Below are 19,232 nucleotides of genomic sequence, written 5' to 3'. Positions count from 1 at the left end.
TGTCGTTGCGCGGCACTCAGTGGGCTGCTGAGACCTCTGCCTGATGGCGCACGGGGAAGTTCACCGAGTTCGCGATGAAGCACCACTCGTGGGCGGTGGCGTGCGCGGCCTCGGCGGCCGGGATCATCGCCGCGTCGGCCACGACCACGCGAGGCATCAGCAGCACGTCGGTGAAGCGCCCCGCCCCCGAGCCGTCGTCGACCATCGTGCCTTGGGCGGCGTCCTCGTATGACACCACGACCACGCCCGCCACGACGCAGGCGTGCAGGTACGACAGCAGATGGCACTGGCTGAGGGCGGCGAGGAGCATGTCCTCGGGGTTCCAGCGCTCCGGGTCGCCTCGGAACGGCTTGTCGGCGGATCCCCGCAGCTCCGGCTTGCCGTCGATCGTCAGGGTGACGTCGCGGTCGTAGTCGCGGTAGCCGCTCGTCCCGGTGCCGCGGTTGCCGGTCCAGAGCGCGTTCAGGCGGTAGTGGTGAGTGCCAGACATGGGCACAGTCTGCCATGGCGGATGCGGGCGCCGACTACGCTGAGAGGATGCCCGAGACGTTCTCCGCCACCGCCGCCGTCGAGCTCGCCGTCGTGGAACGCAGCGGGTTCGTCGAGTCCCGCCACACCGGCTCCGCGGTGGTCCTCGCGCCTGACGGCACCGTGCTCGCCGCCCATGGAGACCCCGCATCCGCCGTGCTGCCGCGCTCCACCCTCAAGCCGCTGCAGGCCCTCGCGTGCGTGACCGCCGGGGCTCGGCTGGAAGGTGAGCGGCTCGGCCTCGCCACCGCCAGCCACGCGGGAACCGAGCGGCACGTCGCCGTGGTGCGCTCCATCCTGGAGGACGCGGGCTGCACCGAGGACGACCTCGGATGCCCGCCGGCCTGGCCCGCCGACACGGCCACCCGCGACGAGATGGTGCGCGATCACGCGACGCGCTCCCGCATCCGGATGAACTGCTCCGGCAAGCACGCGGCGATGCTGCTCGCATGCCGCGCGACCGGCTGGGACACCGACGGCTATCTGGATCCCGCACACCCGCTGCAGCAGCACATCCGCGAGGTCGTGGAGCGCCTGACCGGCGAGCGTCCGCTCGCGACAGCGATCGACGGGTGCGGCGCGCCCGTGCCGGCGTTGACGCTCACGGGACTCGCTCGTGCCCTGCATCGCATGGGAACGTCCTCGGAGCGCTCACCGTTCGCCCTGCATCGCAGCGCCGCGACGCTCATGAGCGCCGTCCGGGAGAACCCGTGGACGATCGATGGCCCGGGCCGCCCGGACACCGTGATCATCGAGCGCACCGGTATCTTCACGAAGACGGGCGCCGAAGGGCTCGTCGTCATGGTGGCCGCGGACGGGACCACGGCGGCGGTGAAGATGCTCGACGGCTCCTCACGCGCCACCGCGACGGTGGGGCTGCGTCTGCTCGAGCGCGCGGGCGCGCTCGCGACGTCCGAGGCGGATGGGGCGCGCCGCGACCTCTCCCTCGCCGTTCACGGCGGGGACGCGATCGTCGGCGTCATCCGTCCGACGGTGTGATCTCCTTCTCCACCATCCCCCACGGCGAGCCGTAGCCCGCGGGTGCGGGCTCGGCCAGCAGGTCGAGGAACGGCCTCGCGTCGAACGCCTCCGGGCCGAGCACTCCCTCCCCCGCCCAGTCCCCCCGCGCCAGGAGTTCCAGGGCAATGACCGGATTGATCGCGGTCTGCCAGACGACGGCCTGCGAGTTGTCCTGGCGCATGGTCTGCTCGTTGTCCGCCACGTGGTACAGGTAGGTCGATCGTGGTCTGCCGTCCTTGCCGGTGCCGCGCACCCACACTCCCGCGCAGGTCTTTCCGGTCATGCGGTCGCCGAGAGTCGCAGGGTCGGGAAGCGCCGCCGCCACGACGTCGCGGGGAGAGACTCGGACGCCCTTGACGGTCACAGGGTCGGTGCGGTCGAGTCCCGTCTTGTGCAGCACCTGCAACACCTGGATGAACTCGTCGCCCAGGCCGTACTTGAACGTGACGCGCTTCGCATTCGTCCAGCGCGGCATGAGGAGGACCTCCTCGTGCTCCACGTTCACACACTCCACCGGCCCGATCCCCTCGGGGAAGTCGAAGACCTCGGGCTCCGAGAACGGAGCGGTCGTGTACCAGCCTCGGTCCTTCTCGTAGATCACCGGAGGGTTCAGACACTCCTCGATCGTGGTCCAGATGGAGAACGAGGGGGCGAAGTCGTAGCCCTCGACGACGAGGTTCGCACCGTCGCGTACGCCGAGCTCGTCGATCTCATCGAACAGTTCGTCCTGCGCGTAGCGAGCGAACACGTCCGACAGCCCGGGCTCGACCCCGATGCCCACGAGCGCCAGTCGCCCCGCCGCACGCCACTTCTCGGCGGCAGCGAACTGCTCGTCGCCGAGCTTCACACCCGGCAGTTCGTAGGGCTTCTCCGGATGCGGCTTCGACAGGCTCATCGCCATGTCGAGGTAGGTGGCGCCGGCATCGAAGACGCCCGTGAAGATCGGCATCACGAAGCGGGGGTCCACCGCGTTGAGCACGTGCGTGGCGCCGCTCTCGCGCACGAGGGTCGCGACCGATGCCGCATCCGAGGCGTCCACCTGGGCGGCGCTGAAGCGGGGGTCGCCGAGTTCTGCGACGAGCGCCTCGGGCCTGGCCGGATCGTAGTCGGCGATGACGACCGCCTCGAAGAAGTCACGACGGACGGCGATGCGGGCCGCGGCGGAGCCGACGCCGCCGGCGCCGATGATGAGGATGCGCATGTCGTTCTCCTGTCTCAGATCAGGCCGCCGTCGACCGAACGTCCATAGTCGCCTTCATCCGGGACGAGGACCTCGGTGTCGCGGTTGAGGCTCTCGCCCCGGAAGAACCTCTTCGAGCGCGGGAAGAGGAACCACACGAACATCAGCACGACGCCGACGGCGAGCGCGCCGATCCCGATGACGAAGGTGCCGCCGATCCCGAACAGGACCGTGTAGCCGTAGTCGACGTCCCACATGTCGATCGCCGACTGGATGAACGCGTAGGTCAGCATCAGGGCTCCCAGCAGCGGCAGCAGTCCCTTGACCACGAACGCCCCCGCCGAGCGGAAGAGCTCTGCGCGGAAGTACCAGACGCACGCGTATCCGGTGATGGCGTAGTAGAAGGCGATCGCCAGGCCGAGGGAGAGGATCGAGTCCTGCAGGATGTTGTCGCTGATGAGCGACATCCCCACGTAGTACACGACGGCGACCACGCCCATCACCAGCGTCGAGAACGACGGCGTGCGATAGACCGGATGCACGTCCTTGAACCGTGCGGGAAGCGCCCGGTAGACGCCCATCGCGAGCGTGCCGCGCGCCGTCGGCAGGATGGTGGTCTGAGTCGACGATACGGCCGAGATGAGCACCGCGATCACGGGCACCCACCCGAAGGGGCCGAGCAGTCCGTCCTTGATGGCGAGGAAGAAGTCGTCGGCGTTGCTCTCGTTGCCCAGTCCCACGCCGTCCTCGCCCAGGCCCGCGTACATCATGGCCGCGATCGTCACCGAGACGTAGGTCACGAGCAGGATGACCGTCGTGAGCAGCGCGGCGCGGCCTGGCGTGCGCTTGGGGTCTTTGGTCTCCTCGTTCAGGGCGAGACAGGTGTCCCATCCCCAGTAGATGAACAGGGCCAGCAGCACCGCCTCGGTGAAGCCGCTCCAGTCCGCGAATCCGAAGGGATTGAGCCACGAGATGTCGAACGGGGTCGGGTTCGGAGCCGTGCCTGCGAAGAACTGCCAGAGCGCCGCGACGACGAAGATCGCGAGTGCGAGGTACTGGATGGCGAGCAGGATGTTCTGGATGCGTTCGCCGATCTCGACGCCACGCCAACTCACCCAGGTCATCGCGGCGATGAACGCGACGGCGACCAGCAGGATGCGCCAGTCGTTGTTCTCGAACTCGAGACCGAACAGTGCCCAGAAGTAGATCGAGGCGATCTGGGCGAGGTTGGCCAGTACCACCATCCCGGCGACGGCCACACCCCACCCGCCCATCCAGCCCACCCAGGGGCCGAACGCTTTGGTCCCCCAGGTGAAGGTCGTCCCGCAATCGGGGACCGCCCGATTCAGCTCGCGGTAGGCAAACGCGATGAACAGCATGGGAACGAAGGCGATGACGAAGGCGATGGGCGCCTGGGCGCCCACGGCGAGGACGACGAAGCCGAGCGTCGCCACGAGCGAATACACCGGCGCCGTGGACGCGAGCCCGATGACGGTCGAGCCCCAGAGCCCCAGCGTTCCCGCCGCGAGCCCCTTCCCGTCCGGGCGCTGCAGGTGGATGGGGGTGGTTGTCATGCCCAGACGTTAGGGGTCGGATCCATCGGCGGTCAAGCGATCCGCCGCGCACGGACCGGATCGATTCCCGGCAGCTGCACACGCACCGGGACGGATCCCTCGCGCACCAGCCATGCTCGCCCTCGCCCGGGAGCGCAGAAGGGCGGCAATGCGCGATCGCCGGTGAGCATCCGATACTCGGTCGCACAATCCGCATCCACGAGAAGATCGCCGCGCGAGCGCACCTTCTGCAGCACCGGCCAGGACCGCTGCCACAGTTCGGGGTCCGCGACGATCGCGTGCGCCGGGCCCGTGGCGTCGCGGTCGGCGTCGGCGATGCCGACGATGTCGAACCCACGGGTGGCGAGAGCCGCCGCGACGCGTCGCGCCTGCATGCCGTCGCGGACAACCACGCCGACCGGTCTCGCGCCTCCCGGGTACGCGGCCGGCTCGGCGACGGTCGCCTGCGGAGGGGCGTCGACCCACGGGACCTGGATGACACGGCCGTCGAGAGTGCCGCGCCCGGCCGGTGACTGCGGATCGAACAGCTCGGGCGCGCCCCCCGCACCGAGATGGTCGATCTTGCTCGGCATCCGCAGGAGCACCCGCCGCGGAAGGAGGTCGGCGATACGTGCGAGCGGGCCCATGACCCGACCGGTCGAGATCGCGAAGCGCCGTCCTTGGACACGGGCGGATCGGCAGGATCGCTCGATCATGGCCAGCGCGGCGGCCGCGTAGTCGGGCGGAAGCCCGGCCAGGGCGGCATCGAGATCGTCCACCAGCACGAGGGGGTCCGCGGCTGCGTCGAGCTCGCACAGCGCGTCCCAGAATCCCTCGGGGTCAGCGGGAAGCCACCGGGCGGGGGTCTGCACGGCGAGCACAGCGAGCGCCGTCGTCCGCCCGCTGCCAGGCCCACCGAGGATCAGGATGCCGGCGTCGTCCTGCTCCAGACGCGCGGCCCGCTGGCGCTGGTTCTCCGGTTCGTCGACCAGCCCGATCACGGGGCGCTCGGCGCTCACCGGCGCCTCGGACAGCGGCCAGCGCTCCGGAAGCGGCGGTTGCCAGGGGCGCCGCGGCGGGGGCTCGGCGCGGCGATGGGCGCAGATCCTCGCCACATCCGCCCGAGTGGTCCGCGCCACCCGCAGGGCGTGCGGCTCGGCGTCGCCAGCCCGCCGCACGAACGCGGTACCGCGCGATGCGGCGTCTCCCGGGATCTCGGCCGCAGCGTGGGTGCCGATGACGAAGCGGCTGTCGGCGTCGTCCACGACTCGCATGCTGACGCGGAGCGGACAGTTCGCCAGCAACGATTCCCGCACGACCCCCGCGGCACGTTGCGTTCCGAGGATCAGATGGATGCCGAGCGCCCGCCCTCGCGCGGCCAGATCGGAGAACAGCGTTCCGAGCTCACGGTGCGCGTCCAGGAGCGCGGCGAACTCGTCGACGACCACGACGAGGCGCGACAGCTCGACGCCGGCGTCGGCGACGTCGCGCGCCCCGGCGGCGGCGAGAGCACGTTCGCGGTGGCGGACCTCCGCCCGGAGACTCTCCAGTGCGCGCTGCGTCGCTTGCGGGTCGAGGTCGGTCAGCACGCCCGCGACGTGCGGCAGATCCGCGAGCGTATCGAACGCGGTCCCGCCTTTGAAGTCCGCCAACAGGAACGTGACCTCCCGCGTGCTGCGCGTCGCCGCCAACTGCGCGACCCACGTGACGAGGAGCTCACTCTTGCCGGAGCCGGTCATCCCGGCCACGAGGGCGTGCGGACCGTCAGCGACGAGGTCGACGACGACCGGCCCGTTCCCGTCGGCGCCGATCGCCACCGCAAGACCGCCGCGTGCCGTCGCGTGCACGAGCTCGCCTGCGGCGACCGCTGAGGGCAACTCGCGCCGGCCGGGCAGTTCCCGGTACCGCTCGCCCAGTGCCGACGCGAGCTGCGCGGCCTGAGCAGCCGAGAGCACCTCGACGCAGACATCGACCGCGCGCCCGGCGTACTCGAGGCGGGCGCGCGCGATGTCCTCCAGGGTGAGCACCGCTGCGCACCGAGTCGGGAGTGGCTCGTGCGGCTCGACGACGAGCACCGCGGCGTCCTCGGCGCCCCGCGCCTGCGCTGCGTCGACGTCCAGATGACACCGAACGCCGGACGCGAGGTGATGTGGCAGTGCGCTGGTCCACGCCTCCGCAACCTCGCCCACGACACCGAGCGCACCGGGAGGGTGAGCACAGCACAGCTGGAGCACGAGTGCGCGAGCCACAGCCGACGCGGCGACCCGCGGGCCGCGCACGGCGATTCCCGCGCCGAGCGGAATGGCCACGGGCGCGTCAGCGAGTGTCCCGGCGCGCGCGATCAGGTCTCGTGAGAGCTCGTCGTCCGCGGCACTGACCCTCACGTCGCTGACGACGTCACCACGCCCGACGACGAGCATCCCGCTGCGAGACGGATGCGGCCGCCACAGTTCGCCGGGGTCATCGAGATAGCCGTCGAGCGTGGGCGTCGCGCGTAACGCCTCCGAGCGTTCCAGGGCGTGACGCCGATCGACCTCCTCGCGGATGCGGCCGGCGAGATCCGCACGCGTCCGTTGCTGTTCTCGCGCGTCGCGGCGGGCGCCGCGCGAGGCGTCCAGCACCCCCGCGACGACGATGACGGGCCCGAGCAATGCGAACCACAGCACACCTGCGTAACCCGTGACCTGCCAGAGGACGACCGCTCCCAGGACAGGGGCCAGCGAGGCGAGCCATGGGATCGGCGGGCGGCGTCGAGGCGGATCCGGTGGCGGCAGCGTCAGGTGCGCCGACGACGCAGCGGCAGGGCTGACGGCGGGCTGAGGAGTGAACACCACCTCAGTGTCGAGGGGCGGTCGCCCGCTCGAACTCGGCAGGTCCTGCACGGTGCACGCAACGCGGTGAGCGCGCGCCTGTGGAGAGTCAGTCCGTGCGCGTGACGTTCAGAACGATCACGGTCACGTTGTCGCGCCCGCCGTTCTCGAGTGCGGCATCCATCATGGCCGCTGCCGCTTCTGCCGGGTCCTCGTGCTCGCGCAGGAAGTGCTGGATGCCGTAGTCCGTGAGCTCCTTGGTGAGCCCATCGGAGCAGACGACGAAACGGTCGCCGTCGAGCACATCGAGCCGGATGTAGTCCGGCCGCACGCTGTCACTGGGACCCACGGCGCGCGTGATCACATTTCCGTAGGGATGATGCTCGGCTTCCTCGGGGCTGAGCCGGCCGGCCGCGACCAGCTCTTGCACCACCGAGTGATCGGTCGTGATCTGCACGAGGGTGTCGTCGCGCAGCAGATACACGCGCGAGTCGCCGATGTTCAGACTCACCCAGTGCGGCTCGCTGCCGGTGAGCTCGAGGAACACGCCCGTCACGGTGGTGCCCGTGCCGTCGTCCGTGGCTTCGGGGTGCGATGCGATGTCCTTGACGGCCTTCGCGAGCGCCTTCTCGATGGTCTTCGGGGTCACCGAGCCCGACCCCACGACCGCCTCGAGGCGATTCACGGTGCTGGAGCTCGCGATCTCTCCCCCGATGTGCCCGCCCATCCCATCGGCGACGACGAACAGCGGATACTCGGCGAACACAGCGTCCTGATTGACCTCACGGCGGCGCCCGACATCCGTCAGGGCAGCCCAGGCGAGCTCGATCGATCCCTGCGGCAGCGGCACAGTGCGCCGCCGGGTCGCAGCCTCGGGCACGCGGTGTCCTTCCATCGGGGGTGTGGCCACGCCGGTGCCGGCGCGGTCCTCACATCCTAACGACTGCGCCCACCGGATCAGACCCGGCGGGCCGAATGCGGCGAGCCTCCGTTCGCGGGGAACGGAGGCTCGCTCGATGAGATGATCAGCCGCGCGGGGGCTCGGCCTCATCGGATCCGGGCGTCGTCGGCGGTGCCGGCGGAGCCGGCGGGGTGGCCGGGTCGCTCGGTGCCGGCGTGCCACCGGCGGGCGGCGGGGTGTAGGCGGGCGGCGGGTATGCGCCCGGCTGCGGTGCCGCCGGCGGCGGGTACGCACCGGGAGCGGCGTAGCCACCCTGCTGCGGGGGCGGCGGGTATGCACCGGGCTGCTGGGCGGCCGGCGGGTATGTCCCCGGCTGCTGCGCGTAGGCACCCGGCTGCGCGTAGCCCGCGGGCGGCGGGTAGGCGCCGGGAGCACCGTAGGCACCCTGGGGCGCGGGAGCGCCCGGCTGCACCGGAACGCCCGACCACACGACGTTGTCCGCGAGGAAGCTACGGCTCCACGGCGCCGGTGCGATCTGCGGGTTCCAGCGCGACTTGTCGAACGCGACGATACCGAGCCACACGATGCTGAGGAAGAAGTAGAGCACGACCCACGCACCCTCCTTCTGCAGCTTCTGCCCCACGCGATACGCGGCCATGACGAGGTACACGGTTGACGCGAGCGAAGGCAGAAGCGCGAAGAACGTGCCGATGTACGGGATGAGGCTCAGAACGAAGGTGATGCCGAAGAGCACAAGCAGCCACCAGGGGTTCAGGTCGCCGAGCTTCACGAACACCATCTCGCGGTACACGGGGACCCAGCCGCGCCACTTGCCCTCGACGCCGGCCTTCTCGAAGAGCTTCGCGTAGAAGATCGAGGAGACGACGTACGCGGCGGCGCCGATCAGAAGGAGGACGCCGAGGATGGCGAAGAAGATGCCGAACGCCGCAGCGCCGGAATATCCGTAGTCATAGTTGTACGCATAAGGGTTCACGGGGAATCCTCTCGGGTCAGAGGCATGGTGGCCTCGCGGAACCACCCGTCCCGCGGCTCACATCGTAGCGAGCCTGAGTGTTGCCTGACAGGGGGTTTGCATGAAGTTGGGGATGAACCCTCATACCGCCAGGCGGAGTTCGCCTTTCTCCGCGTCGGCGACAGCGAGCCCTGCTTCTTTCGCCCAGCGCAGGAATGCCCCACGAGTTGCGATCCGCGGCCGATCCCGGGCGAGTCGACGCACGAGTGCTCCCTTGGCGTGCTTGTTGAAGTGATTGAGCGCCCGCACCTCGCCCTCCTCGCCCACAGTGACGACGCGAACGTACGCGGATGCGGCCTCCTGCGGAACAGGGCCGAGCGCGACGTAGGCCTCCGAGCGCAGGTCCAGGATGAACGGCACCGAGATCTCACCCAGTGCCGAGGTCACCGCCTCCGCCCAATGGCGGCGCAGTGGAGCGAGCCCCGGCAGCGATACACCGGCGCCCAGCCGATAGCTCGGGATCGGATCGAGCGCTCCGATCGGACCGAACGGGGCCGAATGGATCAGCACGTGCTCTCCCAGCCACCGCCGCGCCCGTGCGTCGAGAGACGAGGCGTCGAGCGCGTCGAACAGCACTCCCGTGTATCTGTCGACCGCGGGCATCGTGGGCGACGAGCGCAACGCCGCGTTCACCGCGATCTCTCCACGCTGGCGCGCGCTCAGCTTGAGAGTCTTCGCCGCCGCCTCCTCGTCGCCGGAGAGCTCCACGAGCGCCGAAACCACCGCCTCGCGTTGCGGCGCCAGCTGCGGCAACCGCAGTTCCGCCGCGTTCCACGGTGCCCCCGCACCACCGGCGCGCTTGGTCTCGGACGGTGGCAGCAGCACGAGCATGATCACTCCAGGAGAACGACACACGCCGCCCGCGGGAGCGGACGGCGTGTGTACGGGATGCGGGTCAGGAGACGAGTGCCGCGTTGCCGGCGACGATCGTCACCTGGTCGTGCTCGACGGAGATGAAACCATCGTGCGCGTTCGCGACGATCTTGTTCCCGCCGGGCTCGGTGATGCGCACCTGGCCCTCGGCGAGGATCGCCAGCACCGGTTCGTGACCGGTCATGAAACCGATCTCGCCCTCGATGGTCTTCGCGATGACCAGGTCGGCCTCACCGGACCAGACCTCGGCATCCGCGGAGACCAGACTCACCTTGAGCGGCATGATCAGCCGTTCTCCTTCTGGATCTGCGCCCACTTGGCCTCGACGTCGGAGATACCGCCGACGTTGAAGAAGGCCTGCTCGGCCACGTGGTCGAACTCGCCCTTCACGATCGCGTCGAACGACTCGATGGTCTCCTTGATCGGAACCGTGGAGCCCTCGACGCCGGTGAACTTCTTCGCCATGTAGGTGTTCTGCGAGAGGAACTGCTGGATACGGCGTGCGCGCGACACGACGATCTTGTCCTCTTCCGAGAGCTCGTCGACACCGAGGATCGCGATGATCTCCTGCAGCTCCTTGTTCTTCTGCAGGATCTGCTTCACGGAGGTGGCCACGCGGTAGTGGTCCTCACCGATGTAGCGCGGGTCCAGGATGCGGCTGGTCGAGGTCAGCGGGTCGATCGCGGGGTACAGACCCTTCGATGCGATCTCACGCGAGAGCTCCGTGGTGGCATCGAGGTGGGCGAACGTGGTCGCCGGAGCCGGGTCGGTGTAGTCATCGGCGGGGACGTAGATCGCCTGCAGCGAGGTGATCGAGTGACCGCGCGTCGACGTGATGCGCTCCTGGAGCACACCCATCTCGTCAGCGAGGTTCGGCTGGTAACCCACGGCCGAGGGCATGCGGCCCAGCAGCGTGGAGACCTCGGAACCGGCCTGCGTGAAGCGGAAGATGTTGTCGATGAACAGCAGCACGTCCTGCTTCTGCACGTCGCGGAAGTATTCCGCCATCGTCAGAGCCGACAGCGCGACGCGCAGACGCGTCCCCGGCGGCTCATCCATCTGGCCGAAGACGAGGGCGGTCTTGTCGAAGACGCCCGCCTCCTCCATCTCGCCGATGAGGTCGTTGCCCTCGCGGGTACGCTCGCCGACACCGGCGAACACCGACACACCACCGTGGTCCTGCGCGACGCGCTGGATCATCTCCTGGATGAGGACGGTCTTGCCGACACCGGCACCGCCGAACAGACCGATCTTTCCACCCTGGACGTACGGGGTGAGCAGGTCGATGCTCTTGATGCCGGTCTCGAACATCTCGGTCTTCGACTCGAGCTGGTCGAAGCTCGGCGCCTGACGGTGGATGCCCCAACGCTCGGTGATCTCGACCTGCTCGCCGGGAGCGGCGTTGAGGACGTCGCCGGTCACGTTGAAGACCTTGCCCTTGGTGACGTCGCCGACGGGAACCGTGATCGGGCCGCCGGTGTTGCGCACCTCCTGGCCGCGGACGATGCCGTCCGTGGGCTTCAGGGCGATGGCGCGAACGAGGTCGTCACCCAGGTGCTGGGCGACCTCGAGCGTGATCTCCGTCGACTCCTCGCCGATGGTGATCGTGGTCTTGAGCGCGTTGTAGATGTCAGGGATCGCGTCGTGAGGGAACTCGATGTCGACGACGGGGCCGGTCACGCGCGCGACGCGCCCGACGACGGCGACGGACGCCTGATCGGCCGTTGCGGTGGTGGTCATGGTGTCTTCCTCGTTTTCTACTTGCCGGACGCCAGGGCGTCGGCGCCGCCGACGATCTCGGCGATCTGCTGCGTGATCTCGGCCTGACGCGCGTTGTTGCGCAGGCGGGTGTAGTCGGTGATGAGCTTGTCGGCGTTGTCGCTGGCCGACTTCATCGCCTTCTGCGTGGCGGCGTGCTTGGCCGCCGAGGACTGCAGGAGGGCGTTGAAGACGCGGCTCTGGATGTACACCGGGAGCAGGGAGTCCAGAACGGCCTCGGCGTCCGGCTCGAACTCGTACAGCGGGTAGACCGCCGCGGCCGACGAAGATGTCTCCTCGGCCGCTTCAACGACTTCGAGCGGAAGAAGACGCACGGTCTCCGGGCTCTGGGTCATCATGCTGACGAAGCGGTTGTAGACGAGGTGGATCTCGTCCACGCCGCCCGCCTCTCCGCCGCGGCGGAAGGCCTCGAGCAGCGTGTCCGCGATCTCCTCGGCCGTCGAGAAGTGCGGCGTGTCGGTGTCACCCGTCCACTCCGCCGCAGCCTCGAGCTTGCGGAACTGGAAGAATCCGACCGCCTTGCGTCCGACGAGGTAGAACACCGGCTCGCGGCCTTCGCTGCGCAGCAGCTCGCCCTGCTCGAGGCCCGCGCGGATGATCTGCGAGTTGAACGCCCCCGCCAATCCGCGGTCGGACGAGAAGATCACGACGGCGGAGCGACGGATCACCTCGGGCTCACGCGTGAGCGGGTGGTCGACGTTCGAGTACGTCGCGACGGCCGACACGGCCCGCGTCACGGCCTGCGCGAAGGGCGAGGACGCGCGCACGCGCGTCATCGCCTTCTGAATGCGCGAAGCCGCGATGAGCTCCATCGCCTTCGTGATCTTCTTGGTCGTCTGAGCAGAAGCGATCTTCTGCTTGTAGACCCTGAGTTGAGCGCCCATGATTTACGGTTCCGTACGTCAGCCGCGACGGCCCTTGACGATCTTCTCCTGGTTGATGTCCTCGACCTCGGCGGCAGCGAACTGCTCGCTGCCGGGGGCACCGATTGCCTTGGCGCCACCGGAGGTGAATTCCAGGATGAACTCGTCAGTGACCTTCTCGAGCTCGGCGACGGTCGCGTCGTCGAGCACGTTGGTGTCGCGGAGGGTGTCGAGGACCTGCGTGTTGCGACGCAGGTGGTCCAGCAGCTCCCGCTCGAACTTCAGCACGTCCTCGACGGCGATCTGATCGAGCTTGCCGTTGGTGCCGGCCCAGATCGAGACGACCTGCTCCTCCACCGGGTACGGCGAGTACTGCGGCTGCTTCAGCAGCTCGGTGAGGCGGGCACCGCGCTCCAGCTGACGGCGCGAGGCCGCATCCAGGTCGGAGGCGAACATCGCGAACGCCTCGAGCGAGCGGTACTGCGCCAGCTCCAGCTTCAACGTGCCCGAGACCTTCTTGATGGACTTCACCTGGGCGTCGCCACCGACACGCGAGACCGAGATACCCACGTCGACGGCGGGGCGCTGGTTGGCGTTGAACAGGTCGGACTGCAGGAAGATCTGGCCGTCGGTGATCGAGATCACGTTGGTCGGGATGTAGGCCGACACGTCGTTGGCCTTCGTCTCGATGATGGGCAGACCCGTCATCGAACCCGCCCCCAGCTCGTCGCTCAGCTTGGCGCAACGCTCCAGCAGACGCGAGTGCAGGTAGAAGACGTCACCCGGGTAGGCCTCGCGGCCCGGCGGACGGCGCAGCAGCAGCGAGACGGCGCGGTAGGCCTCGGCCTGCTTCGACAGGTCGTCGAAGATGATCAGGACGTGCTTGCCGCCGTACATCCAGTGCTGGCCGATGGCCGAACCGGTGTAGGGAGCCAGGTACTTGAATCCGGCGGGGTCGGAGGCGGGAGCGGCGACGATCGTCGTGTACTCCATCGCTCCGGCGTCCTCGAGCGCACCCTTCACGGAGGCGATCGTCGAGCCCTTCTGACCGATGGCGACGTAGATGCAACGCACCTGCTTGTTCACATCGCCCGAGTCCCAGTTGGCCTTCTGGTTGATGATCGTGTCGATCGCGATGGCCGTCTTACCGGTCTGGCGGTCGCCGATGATGAGCTGGCGCTGGCCGCGACCGACGGGGATCATGGCGTCGATCGCCTTGATGCCGGTCTGCAGCGGCTCGTGCACGCTCTTGCGCTGCATGACGCCCGGCGCCTGCAGCTCGAGAGCGCGACGGCCTTCGGCCTCGATCGCGCCGAGACCGTCGATCGGGTTGCCGAGCGGGTCGACGACACGCCCGAGGAAGCCGTCGCCGACGGGCGCGGAGAGGACCTCACCGGTGCGGGTGACCGGCTGACCGGCCTCGATGCCGGCGAAGTCGCCGAGGACGACGACACCGGCTTCCTTCTCGTCGAGGTTCAGCGCGAGGCCCTGGGTGCCGTCTTCGAACACGACGAGCTCGTTGGCCATGAGGCCGGGGAGGCCCTCGACGTGTGCGATACCGTCGCCGGCGTCGATGACGGACCCGACCTCTGCCGTCGCGGCGCCGGTCGGCTCGTATGCTGCGACGAAGTCCTTCAGGGCGTCACGGATGACGTCGGGGCTGATGGAGATGTCTGCCATTGTCTTCCTTCGGTTCATGGGGCCTCGGCCCCGAAGTCTCCGCCCTTGCGGCGGGAAGTCTTGTCAGCCGGCGAGCCGCTGACGGAGATCGGCGAGGCGCGCGGACACGCTCGCGTCGATGACGTCGTCGGCGATCTGCACGCGCAGTCCTCCGACGATCGACGGGTCGATGACCGTGCTCAGCGACACATCGGCGCCGTAGCGCGCCGACAGGGTGGCGCGCAGTCGTTCGCTCTGCGCGTCGCTGAGCGGCGCCGCCACCGTCACGGTGGCGACGACCCGGCCACGCTGCGCCGCGACCAATGACAGGGCACGGGCGAGCGCCTGGCGGATACGACGCTCGCGCGGTTGCTGCACGAGGCCGGAGACGATCAGCATCGTCGCGGCGCTCGCGCGTGCGTCGAGCAGCTTCTCGACCAGCGCACCCTTGGCGGCGTTGTCGCCCATGCGCGAGCCCAGTGCGAGTTCGAGCTCGGGATTCTCGGCGACCGTTCGGGAGAACCCGAAGAGCTCGCCCTCGAGGTCCGCGTCGGACGCCGCAACGGATGCGGCCCGCACCGCGAGCTCCTCGACACCGTCGACGAGCTCGTCGGCGGAAGACCAGCGCTGCACCACCACGGTCTCCAGCAGCTGCACGGCGACCGAGGAGAAGCTCGGACCGAACACGTCCACGACGACCTTGCGGCGCGCGTCGGCGGCCGCGGCGGAATCGGACACCGCACCCGCGAGCGCGGGCGAGGAGCCGAGGACGCGGGCGGCCTGGAACAGCTCCCCGCGACCTCGAGATCCACACCGGATGCTTCACCCAGGGCGGTGGTGGTCACCGCGAGGGCGTGCGTGGTGGCGCTTCCCATTACTTGGTCGCCTTCTCGGAGGCCTCGAGGTCTGCGAGGAAGCGGTCGACGACGCCCTGAGCGGCCTTGTCGTCGCTCAGCTTCTCGCCGATCACGCCGCCGGCGAGATCGAGCGCGAGCGTGCCGACCTCGGCACGCAGCGTGACCAGGGCGGTCTGGCGCTCGGCCTCGATCTGCGCGCGCGCCTGGGCGCTCACACGGGCGGCCTCGGTCGAGGCGGCCTCACGGGCCTCGGCGACGATCTTCTTGCCGTCCTCACGGGCGACCTCACGGATCTCACCTGCCTCCTTGCGCGCCTCGGCGAGCTGAGCGGTGTACTCCTCGAGCGCGGCCTCGGCCTGGCGCTGCGCCTCGTCGGCCTTGGCGATGTTGCCCTCGATCGCGGCGGCCCGCTTGTCGAGGAGCTCCTGCATCCGAGGAAGCACGACGCGCCAGAAGACGAACAGGATGACGACGAAGCACACCGCCGACCAGACGATGTCGTACACCGCCGGGATGAGGGGGCTCGGGGCTGCCGCGCCACCTTCCTCGGCGGCGCGGGCGACAAGAGCGTTCAGCATCCTGTCTCCTTACTTTGTTCGATCGGGCTCAGAAACCGAAGATGAAGCCGGTCGCGATACCGATGAAGGCGAGCGCCTCGGTGAAGGCGATACCGATGAACATGAGGACCTGCAGGCGGCCCGCGAGCTCGGGCTGGCGAGCGACGCCCTCGATCGTCTTGCCGACGACGATGCCCACGCCGATGGCGGGGCCGATGGCGGCGAGGCCGTAGCCGATCGTCGCGACAGATCCGGTCACCTGGGCGAGAACCGTAGTTGCGTCCACGGATGTTTCCTTTCGTTGTGGGCGGCGGGTGCCGTCCCGATCAGTGCTCTTCAGCGACAGCGAGCTGGATGTAGACCGCGGTCAGGATGGTGAAGACGTATGCCTGGAGGAAGGCCACCAGGATCTCGAAGAGGGTGAAGGCGAAGCCGAAGGCGAGCGTTCCGGCCCCGAGCAGCGTCCAGAATCCGCTGAGCCCGAAGACGAAGAACTGCGTCGCGGCGAAGAACAGCACCAGCATGAGGTGCCCGACGATCATGTTCATCAGCAGACGCAGGGTGAGCGTCACGGGACGGATGATGAAGGTCGAGAGGAACTCGAGCGGGATGATGATGATGTACAGCGGCCACGGCACGCCGGAGGGCATCAAGGAGTTCTTGAAGAACTTGCCCGGGCTCTTCTTCACACCGGCGTAGATGAAGGTCACGTAGGCGACGACGGCGAGCAGCAGGGGAACGGCGATCACGCTGGTGCCGGCGATGTTCAGACCCGGGATGATGCCCGTGATGTTCATGAACAAGACCATGAAGAAGATGGTCGTGAGGATCGGCAGGAATCGGTTGCCGTCCTTGCGACCCAGCAGGTCGTGAGCGATGTTGACCCGGACGAAGTCGAGCCCCATCTCCACCACGCTCTGGAAGCGCGTGGGGACCAACCGCATCCGACGCGTTCCGACGAGGAACAGCACGACCAGCACGACGGTCGCCAGGATCTGGATCAGGTTGATCCGCGTGATCGCGAACGGAGTGCCCTCGAACAGGATCGCATCCGGGAAGAACTCCCAGATGGACGGCGCATGGAACTCGTTGCCGGATTCCTCGGCGGAAACGATCAGGGTCGCAGCTTGACTAAACAGCGCTTGCTCCAACTTCGGGGCACCGGTCTAAACCGTTGCGACGATGGATGATGTACACCGCGCTCGGGCACTCTGGCGCTCGTGGTCGGGTGCCGGAACAGCCTATCAAACTCCCAGGGTGGCGAGTCACACAGACCCCGACCGGCGGCCGTCGTCGGTGCGCTCTCCCTCTTCGGGGTCCGTCGGCAGCGTGGTGTCGGACACGTTCGGCAGCCGGCGGCGCATGAGCACGACGACATCGACCACGAGCGAGGCGATGACGCTCACGACGAGGGCGACGAAGAAGACGCCCGGCACGATCCATGCCGCGCCCCGCAGCGCCAGCATGACGAGCACGAACACGACGAGCTTGAGGATCCACCCGCCCAGGACGATGCCGAAGAAGATCGGCACGTACAGCGGGTCGCCGAACCAACGGTTGGCGATGAGGATGCTGCCCGCGGTGATCCCGAGGAACACGGCGGAGATCAGAACACCGACGAGCGCACTGATCAGGCCCTCGACGCCGGCGACGAGCACTCCGCCGACGGCTCCGGCGACCAGCAGCACGCCGATCACCGCCGCGAACCACAGCAGGGCGGTGCGCAGGAAGGGAGTGCTGGAGACGGATGTGGGGGCGGTCATGGTGTTTCCTCGGCGATCTCGTCGGGGGTGGTGGTGGATCTCGAACGACGGGCGGGCAGGAAGGTGACGACGAGGCAGGCGGCCACGCCGACCACGCCGAAGGCGACACCGATCCAGTACTGACCGAACCAGTCCTCGCGTGTGGCGATGTACATCAGCAGGAACGTGATCCCGATGATCGCCGTCCATGCATAGAAGATGAGCACGGCATCGCGGTCGGAGTGCCCCATGTCGAGCATCCGGTGGTGGAGGTGCTTGCGATCGGGTGAGAACGGGGACTTGCCCGCACGCATCCGGCGGAACACGGCGGACCCGAAGTCCAGCAGCGGGAGGATGACGACGGCGATGGGCAGCAGGATCGGGATGAACGCGCCCAGCAACTGCGAGCGCCCGAGCTGATCGGGATCGAGCGCGGCCGGCGAGAGGTTGCCGGTGATGGACACGGCGGAGGTCGCCATGAGCAGTCCCAGCATCAGGGCACCGGAGTCCCCCATGAACATCTTCGCGCGATGCCAGTTGAAGGGCAGGAAGCCCGCGCACGCGCCGACGAGCACCACGGCGATGAACGACGAGAGGTTGAAGTAGTTGTTCGACCCGATGTCGCGGGTGAGCACGTAGGCATAGACGAAGAAGATGCCGTTGGCGATCAGGCACACGCCGGCCACGAGGCCGTCCAACCCGTCGATGAAGTTGACCGCGTTCATCACGATCACGATCGAGAACACCGTGAGCACGATGCTCATCCAGCTGGAGCCGACGGTGACACCACCGATCGGCAGGGCATAGATCTGGATGTTGCCGAACCACGCGACGATGCCCGCTGCGACGAACTGGGCGCCCAGCTTGATCATCCAGTCGAGGTCCCAGAGATCGTCGGCGATGCCGACGAGAACGATGAGCAGGGTCGCAGCGAGGATCGACAGCGTCGGCCACGGGTTCGTCCAGAAGATCGAGAAGAACGGGTTCGTGGACGAGATGGCGAAAGCCGCGACGACGCCGAGGAACATCGCGATCCCGCCCAGACGCGGCGTCGGGCGGGTATGGACGTCGCGTTCACGGATCGCCGGGTGGAGTTTGTACCGGATGGCGACACGCCAGACCATCCACGACAGCGCCGCCGTGATGAGCGCCGTGACGACGGCGATCAGCAGGTACTGCGTCACGCGGAGTCGCCCGCGCCCTCATCCGGCTCCGGCTCGAGCCGATCGCCCAGGACTTCCAGGATCTCGGAGCGGTCGACCGCCCCGTAGCGCAGGATGCGGGCATGCCCCGTGCCGCCGAACGCGAGCGGCGTCGCGTCGATGATCGTCGAGGGCACTCCTCGATCGCTCGCGCCGTCGTCGAGGTACACCGAGACGCTGTCGCCGAGCATGCCGAAGGCGGTGTGCGCGTCGATCGCGGCGGGCTTGCCGGTGAGGTTCGCGCTCGAGACGGCCAGGGGGCCGGTCTCCTCCAGGAGCTCCAGCGCGATCCGGTGCGCCGGCATCCGTACGGCGACGGTGCCGCGCGTCTCCCCCAGATCCCAGGACAACGAGGGCTGGGCGGGCAGGACGACGGTGAGCCCGCCCGGCCAATGCGCCTCGACCAGCCGTTCGACGGGCTCGGGCAGATCGCTCACGAGCGCGCGCACGGTCGACAGGCCCGCGACGAGCACCGGCGGAGGCTGCTGGCGTCCACGGCCCTTCGCCGCGAGCAGCGCCGCGACCGCAGAGGGGCTGAAGGCGTCGGCGGCGACACCGTAGACGGTGTCGGTGGGCATGACGACGAGCTCGCCGCGCGCGATCGCCTGGCGGGCTGCACGCATACCGGCCAGCAGCTGCGACTCGTCGCGGCAGTCGTAGAGAGGGGACATGTCG

General features: G+C 68.6%; 19 protein-coding genes. 1 reads left to right on the top strand and 18 read right to left on the bottom strand.

What is annotated here, in order from left to right; all coding sequences use genetic code 11:
- Positions 1-16: 16 nt before the first annotated feature.
- Positions 17-490 (bottom strand): OsmC family protein, encoded by a 474-nt coding sequence (locus AC1VNH_RS15975; RefSeq protein WP_243227120.1) that lies wholly within the window; start codon positions 488-490, stop codon positions 17-19.
- A 47-nt stretch (positions 491-537) separates the two neighbouring features.
- Between AC1VNH_RS15975 and AC1VNH_RS15970 the strand changes: the two genes are divergently transcribed.
- Complete coding sequence (locus AC1VNH_RS15970; protein WP_483112534.1) at positions 538-1,527, top strand: asparaginase; 990 nt, start codon at positions 538-540, stop codon at positions 1,525-1,527.
- On the opposite strand, the gene AC1VNH_RS15965 is transcribed toward AC1VNH_RS15970, so the two are convergent.
- From AC1VNH_RS15965 to AC1VNH_RS15885, 17 genes are all read right to left on the bottom strand, one after another.
- Positions 1,508-2,749 carry a saccharopine dehydrogenase family protein gene (locus tag AC1VNH_RS15965; RefSeq protein WP_483112532.1) on the bottom strand — a complete coding sequence of 414 codons (1,242 nt, stop codon included), beginning with the start codon at positions 2,747-2,749 and terminating at the stop codon, positions 1,508-1,510. The two genes, AC1VNH_RS15970 and AC1VNH_RS15965, sit on opposite strands and share 20 nt — an antisense overlap.
- Before the next feature lie 14 nt (positions 2,750-2,763).
- A complete protein-coding gene (locus tag AC1VNH_RS15960) occupies positions 2,764-4,302 on the bottom strand; it encodes an APC family permease (RefSeq protein WP_483112531.1) in 1,539 nt (512 codons plus the stop codon).
- A gap of 32 nt (positions 4,303-4,334) precedes the next feature.
- A complete protein-coding gene (locus AC1VNH_RS15955; RefSeq protein ID WP_483112529.1) occupies positions 4,335-7,112 on the bottom strand; it encodes an FtsK/SpoIIIE domain-containing protein in 2,778 nt (925 codons plus the stop codon).
- An 88-nt stretch (positions 7,113-7,200) separates the two neighbouring features.
- A complete protein-coding gene (locus AC1VNH_RS15950; RefSeq protein ID WP_243227115.1) occupies positions 7,201-7,971 on the bottom strand; it encodes a PP2C family protein-serine/threonine phosphatase in 771 nt (256 codons plus the stop codon).
- A 145-nt stretch (positions 7,972-8,116) separates the two neighbouring features.
- The gene (locus AC1VNH_RS15945; protein ID WP_483112527.1) at positions 8,117-8,986 is read right to left on the bottom strand and encodes a large exoprotein; all 870 of its coding nucleotides are present in this window, start codon (positions 8,984-8,986) and stop codon (positions 8,117-8,119) included.
- Between the two features lie 120 nt (positions 8,987-9,106).
- The gene (locus AC1VNH_RS15940; protein ID WP_483112526.1) at positions 9,107-9,856 is read right to left on the bottom strand and encodes a YaaA family protein; all 750 of its coding nucleotides are present in this window, start codon (positions 9,854-9,856) and stop codon (positions 9,107-9,109) included.
- Between the two features lie 64 nt (positions 9,857-9,920).
- Positions 9,921-10,181, bottom strand: a complete 261-nt coding sequence (locus AC1VNH_RS15935) for a F0F1 ATP synthase subunit epsilon (protein ID WP_137416473.1) — start codon at positions 10,179-10,181, stop codon at positions 9,921-9,923.
- Between the two features lie 2 nt (positions 10,182-10,183).
- Positions 10,184-11,638, bottom strand: coding sequence for a F0F1 ATP synthase subunit beta (atpD, locus tag AC1VNH_RS15930; protein WP_234073313.1), 1,455 nt, complete (start codon positions 11,636-11,638; stop codon positions 10,184-10,186).
- A gap of 17 nt (positions 11,639-11,655) precedes the next feature.
- Complete coding sequence (locus AC1VNH_RS15925; protein WP_460736788.1) at positions 11,656-12,561, bottom strand: F0F1 ATP synthase subunit gamma; 906 nt, start codon at positions 12,559-12,561, stop codon at positions 11,656-11,658.
- Positions 12,562-12,579: 18 nt separating this feature from the next.
- Positions 12,580-14,220 carry a F0F1 ATP synthase subunit alpha gene (gene atpA, locus AC1VNH_RS15920; RefSeq protein WP_483112523.1) on the bottom strand — a complete coding sequence of 547 codons (1,641 nt, stop codon included), beginning with the start codon at positions 14,218-14,220 and terminating at the stop codon, positions 12,580-12,582.
- Positions 14,221-14,283: 63 nt separating this feature from the next.
- A complete protein-coding gene (locus AC1VNH_RS15915) occupies positions 14,284-14,937 on the bottom strand; it encodes a F0F1 ATP synthase subunit delta (RefSeq protein WP_483112522.1) in 654 nt (217 codons plus the stop codon).
- A 136-nt stretch (positions 14,938-15,073) separates the two neighbouring features.
- Positions 15,074-15,634 (bottom strand): F0F1 ATP synthase subunit B, encoded by a 561-nt coding sequence (locus AC1VNH_RS15910; RefSeq protein ID WP_483112521.1) that lies wholly within the window; start codon positions 15,632-15,634, stop codon positions 15,074-15,076.
- Between the two features lie 28 nt (positions 15,635-15,662).
- Positions 15,663-15,899 carry a F0F1 ATP synthase subunit C gene (gene atpE / locus AC1VNH_RS15905; protein WP_320435482.1) on the bottom strand — a complete coding sequence of 79 codons (237 nt, stop codon included), beginning with the start codon at positions 15,897-15,899 and terminating at the stop codon, positions 15,663-15,665.
- A 40-nt stretch (positions 15,900-15,939) separates the two neighbouring features.
- Positions 15,940-16,764, bottom strand: coding sequence for a F0F1 ATP synthase subunit A (gene atpB, locus AC1VNH_RS15900; RefSeq protein WP_483112519.1), 825 nt, complete (start codon positions 16,762-16,764; stop codon positions 15,940-15,942).
- A 114-nt stretch (positions 16,765-16,878) separates the two neighbouring features.
- A complete protein-coding gene (locus tag AC1VNH_RS15895; protein ID WP_483112518.1) occupies positions 16,879-17,376 on the bottom strand; it encodes a Cg1360 family ATP-synthase-associated protein in 498 nt (165 codons plus the stop codon).
- Complete coding sequence (locus tag AC1VNH_RS15890; protein WP_483112516.1) at positions 17,373-18,539, bottom strand: MraY family glycosyltransferase; 1,167 nt, start codon at positions 18,537-18,539, stop codon at positions 17,373-17,375. Before AC1VNH_RS15890 ends, AC1VNH_RS15895 begins: the two co-directional genes overlap by 4 nt.
- Positions 18,536-19,228, bottom strand: a complete 693-nt coding sequence (locus tag AC1VNH_RS15885) for an L-threonylcarbamoyladenylate synthase (protein WP_483112515.1) — start codon at positions 19,226-19,228, stop codon at positions 18,536-18,538. The genes AC1VNH_RS15890 and AC1VNH_RS15885 overlap by 4 nt, the downstream gene beginning before the upstream one ends.
- Between the last annotated feature and the right edge of the window lie 4 nt (positions 19,229-19,232).

The sequence above is a fragment of the Microbacterium sp. KU4F genome (assembly GCF_056868075.1).
The sequence above is the reverse complement of the archived record's forward strand: the minus strand, read 5'-3'. Positions and strand labels throughout refer to the sequence as shown.